The organism is Maritalea sp. (assembly GCF_051251695.1).
Lineage (GTDB): Bacteria > Pseudomonadota > Alphaproteobacteria > Rhizobiales > Devosiaceae > Maritalea.
Genome location: NZ_JBPOEU010000013.1, coordinates 60,419 through 73,814, shown reverse-complemented (window position 1 = coordinate 73,814; position 13,396 = coordinate 60,419). Strand labels below are relative to the sequence as shown.

Sequence of the window (13,396 nt, the reverse complement as noted above, 5' to 3'; positions counted from 1 at the left end):
TTGTTAATAGAGTTTTTGTGAGAAAGCCAATTAAATGATGGTTATGCGTACAGCAATCCGCTTCTTTTCACTTGTCAGCGTTATCGCGGCAGCCCTTTTGCTTTCCGGCTGCCTGACCCAACAACGCACTCAGGGTTATGATATTCCTGAGGATAGCTTAGCCCAGGTTCGTCCAGGTGTATCCAAGCAATTGGTCGAATTCGTCATGGGTTCGCCTCAGTCAAAAAATACGTTTGGCGATGAAGAAGCTTATTATTATGTAGAAACGAAGATCGAACAGACCGCGTTCGGTATGAAAAACGTCAAGGACCGCACTGTTGTTGCTGTCTATTTCGACAAAAAAGATCGTGTGATCGACAAAGCAGTTTACAAGCTTGAAGATGGCAAGGTGATCGACACAGTGTCCCGCACAACGCCAGGATTTGGGCAAGACCGCTCATTCCTGCAGCAATTGCTCGGCTCGCTTAGTTTCTAGGCGAAACAGAAGTATTCAAAGAAAATTAGGCGGGAAGTTTCATAAACGAACTTCCCGCCTTTTTGTTATTGGGTGCGAAGCTTGCGCTGGCGATAATCGCCCCACGCCAGCAGGGCAAGCGCTGCTGTGACGATTGGCAACACCATCACGTTGATTGATTGCCAACCCAACGTATTCAACAAAACGCCTGAGCTAATTGAAGCGACAGCCATTGAACCGAACACCAACGGCTCGTTTAGGCCCTGAGCAGTTGAGGCTTCCTCTGGACGGTAAGCCTGAGACAACAACGTTGTCGAGCCGATAAACCCGAAGTTCCAGCCCACACCGAGCATGATCAAAGCGGCATCAAAATGGGTAACTGATACGCCGTTGAGGTTGATCAACGCGCAGATGAGAATCAACACAAGACCTATGCCTACCGTTGCGTGAGCGCCAATACGATTGATGATGTTACCGGTGACCAAACTGGGCGCGAACATTGCAATAATATGCCACTGAATTGTTGTGGTTGCTTGTTCCGCAGAGTGACCGCACACATGAACCATGGCCAAAGGTGCAGCAACCATGACAAACGTCATCAGCGCGTACGAAATCATTCCTGTTAGGATCGGAATGCCGATTTCAGGCACTTTGATCAGTGCCATGGCCGACCGGCCTTTGGCATCCCCTACTTTTGGCTTCACAATCGGGGCAAGTTTGGTTTGTGAAAGCAAAACGATCGCCGCGATCGATAGAAACGAGATGATCAAAAACGAGCCTGCAAATTCAACCCCGCCCAACCAGTCCTTTGAAATGTAAGAAAGTCTTGGCCCAAAAAAGCCTGCAGCAACACCGCCAAGCAGAACCAAAGAGATGGCACGCGCCTTCATGCCATCAGGCACACTATCGGCAATGGCAAAACGGTATTGTTGGGTAAATGACGCACCCATTCCAACAATGGAAAGTGCCAAGGCGAACAAAATAAAGGATGACAAAGTAACGGCGGCGGCGGCGGCCAATCCCGCAATCACCCCTAGTCCTGCGCCCACCAAAAATCCATTTCGACGTCCAATCGAATAGATGATTTTTGTTGCTGGTCCGGCCATAAGGGCCAAACCGATAATCATTGCTGTTGTTGGAAGTGTTGCTAGGCTTTTATCTGTGGCTAGATTTGCGGCAGTAAGCGCACCAACAGCCATAACGATAGCTTGGCTAGAGCCGCCGACAGCCTGCGTTAAAGCCAAGAGCCCGATGTTTCGGCCCGCATTTTTTTCTTTATTAAATTCGGGCTCAGTCATCTTTGGGGACTCCGTTTATTTCAGTTCGTCTGGTCTAAATATCTGCGCAATATTATGCAAAACGCCATTGACCATGGCAGGTTGATCTTTTTCGAAAAACGCCCGTGCAACATCGACATATTCAGTGATGACTACACGTACGGGAACATCTTTTTTGTACAATAATTCGAACGCTGCAGAACGCAGGATCGCACGGAGTGTACTATCGATTCGAGTAACGGGCCAACCTTCAACCAGTGAATTATCGACTATTGGATCAATCTTGAGCTGATGCGCTTTCACGCCTTTTAGGATTTGGGTGAAATAGTCTTTGTCCGCAGGGAGATACTCGTCTCCCTCTACTTCTTTACCCAAATAAAACATGTCAAACTGGGTCAAAGTCGCCTCAAGCGAACTTCGGCCGATATCCATTTGATAAAGCGCTTGCACCGCAGCTAGACGCGCCGCGCCGCGCTGATTGGCCTGTCCGGGCGAACGTTGTTGTTTATCTTCGTTCATCTCTTACAATCCAAACTTCTTTTTCACGTCGATCATGGCAAGTGCTGTTCTGGCGGCATCTGCGCCGTTATTTTTGTTGGTTCGTTTAACCCGACCCCGCGCTTGGTCTTGGTTTTCCACAGTTTGAATACCATTACCTAAGGCTAAGCCTTCAGACGTCACCATGCTCATAATTGCGCGTGCGCTCTCATTTGCGACAATCTCATAGCGGGATGTTTCAGATCGAATAACCACGCCAAGCAAGACATAACCATCGTAAACATCAGCATCAGCAACTTCTGCACCAATAAGCGCCATCGATAGCGCGCTGGGTATATCGAGTACGCCGGGGACAGAAATACGTGTCACAACAGCGCCTGCTTCGTCCAAAACTTCCATGGCGCCTGTTGCCAACTCGTCGGCAAGTTCTTCATAATTGCGCGCTTCTATGAGCAAAATACTTGGCTTATCTGTCATTTTGGTCCTCAAATTGCGAATTAGCGAGCATAGTTCATTGCGATCAAGCTGGCTGCATATCGCGCCGCATGATCAATTTCAATGTTTATCTCATTGCCCACATTTGCAAGGCCGCATTTGCCTGCCCCCGATTAATGGGGCGTACTTTATAAAATGCCTCATTGAAACAGGAAGAAATAGCGTCAAGCTGGACCTTAGTCCGCCCAACTACTCGTCTTCCTTACTTCCGGCATCAAGCTGGGAAAGGAAGGATTTGAAATCATCTGCTTTGGAAAAATTCTTATAAACGGAGGCAAACCGAACAAAGGCCACATCATCGAGCTCTTTAAGGCCCTCCATAACCAGTTGGCCAATTTGCTCTGAGGTGATTTCGTTTTCGCCAATGCTTTCGAGCCGACGCACCACGCCAGAGATCATTCGATCTGCAGCTTCTGCATCGACTTCGCGTTTGCGAAGAGCGGTTTTGATTGATCGCGTGAGTTTCTCGCGATCAAAAGGCACTTTGCGGCCCGATTTTTTGCTGACAATCAGCTCGCGCAATTGCACACGTTCAAACGTGGTGAACCGCCCACCGCACGCCGAGCAAACTCGGCGGCGACGGATCGCGTTAGAATCCTCGGTTGGCCGAGAATCCTTCACTTGCGTATCGTGATTACCGCAATATGGGCAGCGCATGGTGCCTCCAGAGGCCTAATCAGCGTAAATCGGGTGCGAATCTGTGAGCAGTTTTACTTGCTCACGTACGCCAGCTTCAACGCTTGCATTGCCCTCTTCGCCATTTTTTGAAAGCCCATCAACAACTTCAACGATCAATTCGCCGACAGTCTTAAAGCTCACTGTACAAAAACCGCGTGATGTTGCCGCTGGTGTACCCACACGAATACCGGACGTTACGAAAGGCTTTTCCGGATCAAACGGAATGGCGTTTTTGTTACAGGTAATGTGCGCACGTTCCAGAGCAGCCTCAGTTGCCTTACCGGTAACGCCTTTAGGACGAAGGTCAACGAGCATCAAATGGTTGTCTGTACCGCCTGATGCAATGTCCAACCCACCTTCAATAAGCGCGTCTGACATGCTTTGGGCATTGTCGACAACTTTAGTGATATATTGCTTGAAGTCATCTGTTAAAGCTTCACCAAAAGCCACTGCTTTTGCTGCAATAACATGCATCAGAGGTCCACCCTGAATACCAGGGAAAATCGCTGAATTGAACTTTTTGGCGAGCGCTTCATCGTTTGTCAGAATCATGCCGCCGCGTGGTCCGCGCAACGTTTTATGCGTAGTTGTGGTTGCAACGTGGGCGTGTGGGAACGGACTAGGATATTTGCCACCAGCCACAAGGCCAGCAACGTGTGCCATATCCACCATGAAGTAGGCGCCTACTTCGTCCGCAATCTCGCGGAAGGCCGCAAAATCAAGAACGCGCGAATAAGCGGAGAAACCTGCAATGATCAGCTTGGGTTTATGTTCCCTAGCCAAGTCACGCACTTGGTCCATATCACACAGACCGTCCTCTTTACGCACGCCATAATGGATCGCATTGAACCATTTACCAGATTGGTTAGGACGCGCGCCGTGGGTAAGGTGTCCACCTGCATCAAGGCTCATGCCCAGGATCGTATCGCCGGGCTGAATAAGTGCTTGGAATACGCCTTGGTTGGCTTGTGAGCCAGAGTTCGGCTGCACATTGGCATATGCGCAATCGAAGAGCTTCTTGGCGCGATCAATGGCCAAGTTCTCAACAACATCAACATGCTGACAACCGCCATAATAACGTTTGCCGGGATAGCCCTCAGCATATTTGTTGGTCAGGACTGTGCCCTGCGCCTGAATTACCGCTTTAGAGACGATATTCTCTGAAGCAATAAGTTCGATTTCAGTTTGCTGACGCTTAAGTTCAGCATCAATTGCCCGCGCAACATCAGGATCGACATCTGCCAGCGAATTGGTGAAGAAATTTGGAAAAATTTCGGTCATGGAAAATCCTCGCGATTATAACGACCAATTTCGGTGAGGACGGCATATCATAGAGAATTGGGTAATCCAAGTCGTCTAAAGTTCAATCGGTTCTTGCTAAGACTTTGCTTCTGCTAGTTTCCGACGCAATTTGCCCAACGCCAACTGTCGCATATGCTGCTCAGTCGCTTGAATTGGTGCAATTGCCATGACTTCTGTGCCGGTTTCTTCATGAATGGCTGCGATTCGCACTTGCCCACCCATTTGAATGAACTCGAAATAAACGGTGCCGACCGGCGTAACGTCACGCTCTCTCATGGACGAACCCTTTAGTTCTTAATCGCTAGCCAATGCCACTCGGCCCTGCGCATCATATTGGTAGATATCTTCACGGAACGAAACAACACCTTCGCGGTTTGCCCAGGCAGTGATGTAGGTCGTGATAATCGGCACTGGATTTTTTATGCTGACGTCTAAACGTTCCCCAGATTCAAATGCTGCGTCCACAGCGTTTTGGTCCCATTCGCCGTTGCTCTGCAACAACCATGACACAAGCTGATCGACGTCATCCACGCGCACGCAGCCTGAAGAGTGAAAACGTCTGTTTTGACCAAACAGTGATTTTTGAGGCGTATCGTGCAGATAAACCGCATGTTTATTGTGAAAGTTGATTTTCACATGACCCATGGAGTTTTCAGCACCGGGCTCCTGGCGGAATGAATACTGAACTGCCTCTTCTGTTTTCCAGTCAACAGAGCTTGGCTCGAGTTCCTCACCATTGCCGTCATAAATTTTAATCCGGAAATTGGCCAAATACTGCGGATCATCATTCATATATTTGATGATGTCGCGGCGAATAATGCTCTTGGGCACATGCCAATATGGGTTAAAATTGATCTGGTGGACTTTGGACTGCAAAATTGGAGTTGGGCGATCAATACGGCCAACAATCGCCGTGTGACGGCGCTCAACGGTGCCGTTTGACACGGCTTCAATTGAAGCGGCAGGAATGTTCACAACAATATACTGATCTGCGAGTGCTGGTACCAATTCCTGAACACGTGCTTGGTTCAGACGAAGCTGATTGAGCTTTTCCTGTACCGGCACATTCATGGTGATGAAGGTTTCTTGGTCAAGAACGCCCGTTAAACGCAAACCGTGACGGGCCTGAAAGAGGCGTACCGCAGCATCAACATCTGCATCAAATTCGTCAGACAGCCGAAGATTGGGATCCAAATCGCCAGATGCCATCAAACGTCTACGAATGCCACGCACATGGCCCTGACTTTTGCCAAGCTTTAAACCGTACGATCCGCGCGAAATCGGCTCCCAGCCGCCTGCAGCAGCGATCGCTTCATATTTTTGGATGGCTAATTGTAGATTGTAGGCCGTGTCGTAGGAAAGAACGGGCTCGATCGAGTCGATCGCATCTTGTGCCGCGCTTACACTATCCTGCGCAAAAGGCGCTGAAACGCCAAGCGACATGGCGACGATCGCGCCAGCAAGCATTTTAACAGTGTTTCGCTTCAAGAATTTCATGACAAAAATGCCCCAACTACAGCTTATGAATACATCAGCGTGTTTAACACTACATGCGCAAACCCTCAACCAATGATTGTATTGGTTTTGCCTAGTTGGTGTTTAAGGCATCTTTGTGTCGTTTGCGGCTTTATTGAATTGCCAGCGCCTCAATTGGAAGCGACACCTAAACTAGCAATGAAGCATCAAGCCACGCCATGTTTCGATGAAGAAACAGGCGCAGCCGGTGTGCTTAACCAAACAGGTAATATCGTAAGTTCTAAAGTTTATAAAGAATTTGATCGACCCAGAAACGTTCCAGACGTGCAAGGGCTGTGTTTAGACCTTCAAATTCTGTTTCCGACAAACCACCAACATGCGCGATGGATTTCAAGTGGCGGTCATAAAGTTCGTCGATCACTTCTGCAACCTCTTCGCCCTTTGGCGTAAGCTTAATTCGAACTGAACGTCTGTCAGCCTTTGAGCGTTCCTGAAAAATATATCCTGTATCCACCAACTTTTTGAGGTTGTAAGATACGTTTGATCCCAAATAGTAGCCTCGCGAACGCAATTCGCCTGCTGTCAACTCAGAGCCACCAATATTGAACATCATAATGGCTTGAACTGGGTTGATATCATCCCAACCCATGCGGTCAAACTCGTCTTTTACCAGATCGAGTAAACGACGGTGAAGACGCTCCACGCGAGAAACGGCTTCCAGATAGCTTGGCTTTAAAGAGGGGCCAGCTTCTTCAGGCAAATGCGCCTTAACTTTCATCGGGTTCGTAGTCATAATTGCCTCACTGTTTTGGTCGCACGATTTTTCGTGTCTATGCAGCCAAATTAGCGAACGAGCTATAATATCAGTTTAAGATACAGACTTAAGAATATCTTACTGAATAAATAGGCATTTTTAGCTTTCTCAAACCTTAAGCACGTTCAGGTTTTCATAACCTTCACAATTGGTTTACGTGCTGGTGCTTGTTCACTGAACGCCAAATTAACAATCCCAATGATGAAGCAAGCAACAGGATGCTGATTGCAAATCCGGTAGGGCTGATCATGAGGTCAACAAGACCTGAGGTCGCAATAAACATTTCGAGCACACTTGCAAAAAGAAGCAGAAATGCGCCCCAAGTTGCATGGGCCCACAACCCGACCGCCGCAAAAAGCCTTAATAGCGCTACAACAGACAACACAGCGAATGCTGCTTCGCCATATTGTTCGATTGGGCTTATTAAACTGGCAGATACACCCATAGCGTTGAACGCATTCATCAAACCCACGACAAGGCTAACGCCAGCAACAATGCGTGCAACAATACGAATCCGTCGGGCTGAAAATGCCATTTTGCGTTTCCTCTTTTAAAGCTGCATAACCAAACTAGGCTGCTCGTGGCAAGGTGCCGCAGCTAAATTGCATAAATTTTGCTGGACCATTGTTTCAAGTTAAGTTCCAAATGCGTCAAGCAATTTAAGATTCCAAGCAAAAATCCAATTCAGGAAAATGACGGCATATGAGTAAGAATTTTGAGCGTGTGAATATGGATTTTCTAGCAGGACGTCGCCTCCGTCGCTCTCGGCAATATGGTTGGAGCCGAGATATGGTGCGCGAAACTATCGTTCAGCCGAGCGATTTGATTTGGCCGCTCTTTATCATTGAGGGTGAGAATGAACGGCAGGCCGTTAAATCCATGCCTGGCGTGGATCGATTATCCATTGATCTCGCCGTCCAAGCTGCAAAAGAAGCGCTCGCTCTTGGCATCCCTGCCCTCGCCCTTTTTCCGAACACGCCAGCTGATGCACGATCTGAAGATGGTTCTGAAAGCTATAATCCTGACAATTTGATGTGTCGCGCTCTTTCAACAATTAAGTCGGCAGTACCCGAAATTGGTCTTATCGCCGACGTTGCGTTGGACCCCTACACCACCCATGGTCATGACGGATTGCTAGATGGTGAACGCATTCTAAACGACGAGAGCGTCGAAATATTGGTCAAGCAATCTCTTAACCAAGTGCGCGCAGGTGCCGATATTATTGCCCCATCTGACATGATGGACGGACGCATTGGCGCAATTCGAGAAGCTTTGGACGCTGAGGGGCATCAAAACACGCTGTTGCTTTCCTATGCGGCTAAATACGCATCCGCCTTCTACGGACCATTTCGTGAGGCTGTTGGTTCTGGCTCCCGCTTGAAAGGCGACAAAAAGACGTATCAGCTCGAGCCATATAACCGCGAGGAAGCCATGCGCGAGGTCGAGCAAGATATCTTGGAAGCCGCTGACTGGATAATGGTCAAACCCGGTATGCCGTATCTCGATATCGTGCGAGAAATCAAAACTCGGTTTGAAATCCCCGTGTTCGCGTATCAAGTTTCTGGCGAATATGCCCAAATTGAATTCGCAGCTCAAGCTGGCGCGATTGATCGCCAAGCCGCGATGGTAGAAAGCCTAATTGCGTTCAAGCGCGCAGGATGCTCAGGCATATTGACCTATTTCGCCAAAGACATGGCGGAGTTGCTCAACAGCTAGTCTTGATCGTAGAGCACCATTCTTAGATTTTCACGTCTTAGCTTTTTGCGATATCTACGCCACAAAGGGTAAGCGTGCTGTTGCGCAAAACGCTGAGCAGTTCGTGCAAGTGGGCTTCGTTTTTGGGTGAATGCTTCAAGGCCATCAAAGATTGCTGAATATAGTCTGAGAGCTGAAAAAGACTCATTTGATGGCCAACAATCGCCTCTTCGTAAGGGGCTAATGCTTCCTCGATGGCGATTCGGTACTGTTCGGAAGCCGAAACCAGTTCATCACGCGCAGCTTCATTAAATCCATTTAAAATGTCAGAAGGATCTGTCGATTGCTGGATCATTTTGAAACTTTTGACTGCGATTGCGTCAAATATTTTGTTTAGTCGCTGTGCGAGGTCATCGGATTGCTCGAACTCTTGTTTAATCTCCGCAATTGCCCTGCCGCAAAGTAGCCGTGTTGCTGCGCGCAAAAGCTCGTCTTTCGTCGAGAAACACAAATAAATTGATTGTCGAGACAAACCTGATTGCTTGGCAATATCGTTCATGCTGGTTCTAGACAAACCATAACGCATAATGACAACAATCATTGCCTCAATAATTTCTTCTTCGCGTTTTGTCACATCATGTTCAAACATAAGAAGTATATTGCTTAGGCTTGTTTTTTTGTCAATTTTACAATATTACCAAATTTGTAAAATTGACAATCCACTATTATGGAACAACGAATGAAAATTTTATTTATTGCCACCATGCTTGCGACGTCCGCACTGCCAGCCATTGCCAGCGATCACCTTTTGAGCAAGCAAACAATGCTGACACTTGATGCGGCAGAACTCATGATGGATGCGACCAAAGGGGCCGCGATAGCCAACAATGCGGCAGTTAGCATCGCAATTGTCGACCAAAGCGGAACATTGATTGCATTTGAAAAAATGGACGGCTCTGCCTTGGGTAGCATTGATTTCGCCATAGACAAATCGACCAGCTCCGTATCCTTTGGTGTGCCAACACAATCCTTGTCTGACTGGGCATTTGGTGAGAATTTGGAAGGTGGACCATTGCCATTTATTGGAACATCGGGCGAGTTGTTTGCATTGGGTGGTGGCCAACCGATTTATATAAACAATGAACTCGTTGGCGGAATTGGTGTTAGTGGCGCGACTACACCTAAGCTTGACATAACTATCGGTGCGGCAGGTATAAAAGCACTGGGCAACGCCATCAATTAGGACGCTGCAACAAAAACTGCAGCAATACGGTTTTGCATACGTTTCATATGACAGCGACGACCGTGCAGAATGGCCGTCGCAAAACTCAAATGACGGCCTACGCCGATAATTTGGCATTTTGCACTTGTTCCACTCGATTTTTGAACCATCTATGCGTTAGAGATGGAGACGAACAATGCCAAAAGATACATTTGGACTGAATATGCGTGACGACCTGCCAACACCTGACACTTCCCCTGAACTTTTTGAGGGTGTTTTGAAACGTCGCGTTTTCGCGTTCATAATTGACGCGGTAATTCTGATCGCTTCGATCGCTGTTTCCGCCGTCATTCTGGGTATTTTGGGCATTCTGACACTCGGTCTTGCTTGGCTCGGTTACTTTATTTTGGTGCCCGGCGTGATATTCGCATATTATGTCATTACGCTAGGTTCTCCTGCCCGGGCGACCATCGGCATGCAGTTGATGGACATTGTGCTGACGCCAACCCGCACCCGCACGCTTGACGGTGGCTTGGCCATTTTGCACCCAATTGTAGGTTGGATTTCGCAATCCCTCACCCCGCTTGTTCTTCTGGTTCCGCTTTTCACTAAGCGTCGTCAGATGTTGCATGACCTTGTTGTCGGCACATTGATGGTTCGTCGTTCACCCATGCAACGTTTTTGGCAAGAAGAAGTGCGCGGCTATGATGAACCATGGGTTTCGCCTACCAATCCACGCTGGGACGAATAGTGGTAAAAAAGCACAAAAAGTGTTGATTTCGGTGCGTATAGTCCAAATTTGTGCTTGGAGGTCGGCTAGCTAATCGGCAATGTGTCGACCATGGTTGCACAAATTTTAAGCGCTGATTCTTTAGCCATGTGGGCAAGTTTTGCGGTAATTGCTATTGCAATTGTACTGTTCGCAACTGAACTCGTTTCCTTGGAGCTGGTCGCGCTTGGTGCAATTGTTGTATTGATGGCAATCGGCTTGCTGGCGCCGGAAGCAGGGCTAGAAGCCGAAGAATTACTGTCCGGGTTTTCTAACCCGTCATTGCTGACGATCTTAGCGCTCCTTGTTATCGGGCAAGCTTTGTTTCAAACAGATGCTCTTGGCAGTCTGACGAAGACTTTTGAACGACTTTGGCCACGACATCCCCAACGTGTTATTCCCATCGTCCTCATCATTGCAGGTGTTGCGAGCGCGTTCATCAACAATACGCCGGTCGTTGTTATGTTCATACCGCTGCTCACAGCCGTCGCGGCCCGGCGCAAGCTACCGACACCTAAAATAATGATGCCCCTAAGCTTCATATCGATACTTGGCGGTATGACCACGCTGATCGGCTCTTCCACCAACCTTTTGGCCGCTGGTATTGCGGTTGGTGCAGGTGTTAAGGGGTTAGACTTTTTCGCTTTCACAGTGCCGGGCTCCGTAATGGCGCTAGTGGGTGGCGTATATGTTTTGTTTGTCATGCCCAAATTACTGCCAAGCGCCGTAAATGCAGACGGACAAGAAGTTCAGCAACGCAACTTACAATTCATTTCAGAAATTCGGCTTTACGATAGCCACCCGTTGGTTGGGGAAAAAACCGTCGCTGGCATGTTCCCCAAGATAACGACCATGACCGTTAGGGCGGTCATTCGGGGCTATCATCGCTATTTGCCACCGTTCGACGACATTACTCTTCGTACAGGTGATGTGCTGATTCTTGCTGCCACCCGAGAGAAACTGACCGACGCCCTAAAGCAATGGCGCGCTTTTGATACGCCGCTAAAGCCTGGTGCGGACGAAGGCACCACAGACCACGGCGTTGTGATGTGTGAAGCGCTGGTGCAGCCCGGCTCACGCCTAATCAACAACGGTATCGATCAACGCGGATTTTTGGCGCAACATGGCTGTCTGATTTTGGGCGTCGAGCGACGTAGCCGCATGCCCCGCGAATCACTATCAGACATTCGATTGGAAGCTGGCGATGTATTGCTAATCGCTGGGCCAGCTGACCGCATCAACAGAATGCGCGGGTTGCAAGACATTGTCGTGATTGAGTGGAGCGCGTCAGAATTGCGGCCTCATCGGTTTGCGTTTCGAGCACAAATGGTCTTTCTGGCAACTGTCGCAGCAATTGCTACTGGGTTCGTGCCCATTGTGTTTGCCGCCATTGCTGGGGCGTTTGGCATGCTAGCCACCGGCTGTTTGAACGTACGCCAGGCGACCCGTGCCATTGACCGTCGAATCATTTTGCTCGTTGGCTCTGCAATCGCAATGTCTGGCGCTCTTGAAGCAACCGGAGGTGCGCAATTGCTGGCTGATTGGGCTGTGGGCGGCTTGGGCAACGTCACGCCGTCTCTTGTGATGGCGATCATCTTCATTATCGTAGCAATTCTGACCAATGTGCTGAGCAACAATGCCACTGCAGTGCTATTTACACCAATTGCGATATCAACCGCGCAGAGTTTAGGCGTCGATCCGCTTCCGTTTGTTGTAGCTGTAATCCTTGGTGCCAACGCTTCGTTTGCCTCCCCCATTGGGTATCAAACCAATTTGCTCGTAATGGGCCCAGGGCATTATCGGTTCAAACATTACTTCATCGCTGGTGTGCCACTTATCCTTTTGGTTTGGATAACATTTAGCATAGTTGCGCCATGGTATTATGGGGTCTAAACTCTCCTAAAAGAACCCAAAGGGATAGCCGGGAAACTGGCGAATAAGCATGCAATGACTGAACATAGCCCGTCAGATTTGCAGTTTTATTTGACCGCCGAAACGCCCTGCCCCTATTTGCCGGGAAAATTTGAACGCAAGCTATTCACCCACTTGGCCGGCAAACGCGCCGGGGACTTGCATGATATGTTGAGTTTGCACGGATTTCGACGCAGCCAAAACATCGCTTATCGTCCGGCCTGCGAAGGTTGCGATGCTTGTCAATCTGCACGCGTTCTGGTTGACGACTTCGAGCGCAACGCCAATCAACGCCGAATCTGGCGAAAGAATGCAGATATTGTTGGTACGCCAGTTGACCCCGTAGCGACACAAGAACAGTACGCTTTGTTCAAACGCTACCTAAAAACGCGGCATCAAGATGGTGGCATGTCGGAAATGTCACATATTGATTATGAGTTTATGCTGGAAGACACGCCTGTTCAGTCAATGGTTGTAGAATACCGTATTCGAACTGATTTGGATCAGGACGATGGCCCTCTTGTGGGGTTAGCCCTTACTGATCTTCTGCCGGACGGCATTTCGATGGTCTATAGCTTTTTCGATACGGAAGCCCATCGACGCAGTCTTGGGCGGTTTATGGTGTTGGACCAAATAGAGCGGTCTCGTCGATTGGGCCTGCCGTTTTTGTATTTGGGATATTGGGTCAAAAATTCGCCTAAAATGACCTATAAAAGTTCCTTTCAACCGTTGGAAATCCTTGGAAACGGGGATCGCTGGCAATTGTTAGACGACGCCCCAACCGGGCAGAAATGAGACTGTTTCG

The 13,396-nt window shown here is 48.7% G+C and carries 16 protein-coding genes; 6 read left to right on the top strand and 10 right to left on the bottom strand.

Annotation, left to right across the window (positions count from 1 at the left end):
• The first annotated feature begins 43 nt into the window (after positions 1–43).
• Positions 44–475 (top strand): outer membrane protein assembly factor BamE, encoded by a 432-nt coding sequence (locus tag ACSHWX_RS09745; RefSeq protein ID WP_435668021.1) that lies wholly within the window; start codon positions 44–46, stop codon positions 473–475.
• Between the two features lie 65 nt (positions 476–540).
• Here the strand turns inward: ACSHWX_RS09745 and ACSHWX_RS09740 are convergent, their stop codons facing one another.
• From ACSHWX_RS09740 to ACSHWX_RS09700, 9 genes are all read right to left on the bottom strand, one after another.
• Positions 541–1,752 (bottom strand): MFS transporter, encoded by a 1,212-nt coding sequence (locus ACSHWX_RS09740; RefSeq protein ID WP_435668020.1) that lies wholly within the window; start codon positions 1,750–1,752, stop codon positions 541–543.
• A gap of 15 nt (positions 1,753–1,767) precedes the next feature.
• Entirely contained in the window at positions 1,768–2,250 is a 483-nt protein-coding gene (gene nusB / locus ACSHWX_RS09735; protein ID WP_435668019.1) for a transcription antitermination factor NusB, read from the bottom strand.
• A gap of 3 nt (positions 2,251–2,253) precedes the next feature.
• On the bottom strand, positions 2,254–2,706 hold the full coding sequence (locus ACSHWX_RS09730) for a 6,7-dimethyl-8-ribityllumazine synthase (RefSeq protein ID WP_435668018.1): 453 nt from the start codon (positions 2,704–2,706) through the stop codon (positions 2,254–2,256).
• A 207-nt stretch (positions 2,707–2,913) separates the two neighbouring features.
• Positions 2,914–3,381, bottom strand: coding sequence for a transcriptional regulator NrdR (gene nrdR / locus ACSHWX_RS09725; RefSeq protein ID WP_435668017.1), 468 nt, complete (start codon positions 3,379–3,381; stop codon positions 2,914–2,916).
• 15 nt (positions 3,382–3,396) lie between these two features.
• Positions 3,397–4,683 (bottom strand): serine hydroxymethyltransferase, encoded by a 1,287-nt coding sequence (gene glyA / locus ACSHWX_RS09720; RefSeq protein WP_435668016.1) that lies wholly within the window; start codon positions 4,681–4,683, stop codon positions 3,397–3,399.
• A gap of 96 nt (positions 4,684–4,779) precedes the next feature.
• Positions 4,780–4,980 (bottom strand): DUF6898 family protein, encoded by a 201-nt coding sequence (locus tag ACSHWX_RS09715; RefSeq protein ID WP_435668015.1) that lies wholly within the window; start codon positions 4,978–4,980, stop codon positions 4,780–4,782.
• 18 nt (positions 4,981–4,998) lie between these two features.
• Positions 4,999–6,201 (bottom strand): L,D-transpeptidase family protein, encoded by a 1,203-nt coding sequence (locus tag ACSHWX_RS09710; RefSeq protein WP_435668014.1) that lies wholly within the window; start codon positions 6,199–6,201, stop codon positions 4,999–5,001.
• A gap of 259 nt (positions 6,202–6,460) precedes the next feature.
• Positions 6,461–6,973, bottom strand: a complete 513-nt coding sequence (gene ldtR / locus ACSHWX_RS09705; RefSeq protein ID WP_435668013.1) for a transcriptional regulator LdtR — start codon at positions 6,971–6,973, stop codon at positions 6,461–6,463.
• Between the two features lie 163 nt (positions 6,974–7,136).
• Positions 7,137–7,529, bottom strand: coding sequence for a hypothetical protein (locus ACSHWX_RS09700; protein WP_435668012.1), 393 nt, complete (start codon positions 7,527–7,529; stop codon positions 7,137–7,139).
• Positions 7,530–7,696: 167 nt separating this feature from the next.
• On the opposite strand from ACSHWX_RS09700, the gene hemB reads away from it, so the two are divergent.
• The gene (gene hemB, locus ACSHWX_RS09695; protein WP_435668011.1) at positions 7,697–8,710 is read left to right on the top strand and encodes a porphobilinogen synthase; all 1,014 of its coding nucleotides are present in this window, start codon (positions 7,697–7,699) and stop codon (positions 8,708–8,710) included.
• A gap of 37 nt (positions 8,711–8,747) precedes the next feature.
• On the opposite strand, the gene ACSHWX_RS09690 is transcribed toward hemB, so the two are convergent.
• Positions 8,748–9,323, bottom strand: coding sequence for a TetR/AcrR family transcriptional regulator (locus ACSHWX_RS09690; protein ID WP_435668010.1), 576 nt, complete (start codon positions 9,321–9,323; stop codon positions 8,748–8,750).
• A 105-nt stretch (positions 9,324–9,428) separates the two neighbouring features.
• Between ACSHWX_RS09690 and ACSHWX_RS09685 the strand changes: the two genes are divergently transcribed.
• From ACSHWX_RS09685 to ACSHWX_RS09670, 4 genes are all read left to right on the top strand, one after another.
• On the top strand, positions 9,429–9,932 hold the full coding sequence (locus ACSHWX_RS09685) for a GlcG/HbpS family heme-binding protein (RefSeq protein ID WP_435668009.1): 504 nt from the start codon (positions 9,429–9,431) through the stop codon (positions 9,930–9,932).
• Between the two features lie 175 nt (positions 9,933–10,107).
• Complete coding sequence (locus tag ACSHWX_RS09680) at positions 10,108–10,662, top strand: RDD family protein (protein WP_435668008.1); 555 nt, start codon at positions 10,108–10,110, stop codon at positions 10,660–10,662.
• Positions 10,663–10,752: 90 nt separating this feature from the next.
• On the top strand, positions 10,753–12,573 hold the full coding sequence (locus tag ACSHWX_RS09675) for an SLC13 family permease (RefSeq protein WP_435668007.1): 1,821 nt from the start codon (positions 10,753–10,755) through the stop codon (positions 12,571–12,573).
• Between the two features lie 54 nt (positions 12,574–12,627).
• Positions 12,628–13,386 carry an arginyltransferase gene (locus tag ACSHWX_RS09670; protein ID WP_435668006.1) on the top strand — a complete coding sequence of 253 codons (759 nt, stop codon included), beginning with the start codon at positions 12,628–12,630 and terminating at the stop codon, positions 13,384–13,386.
• Positions 13,387–13,396: the final 10 nt, after the last annotated feature.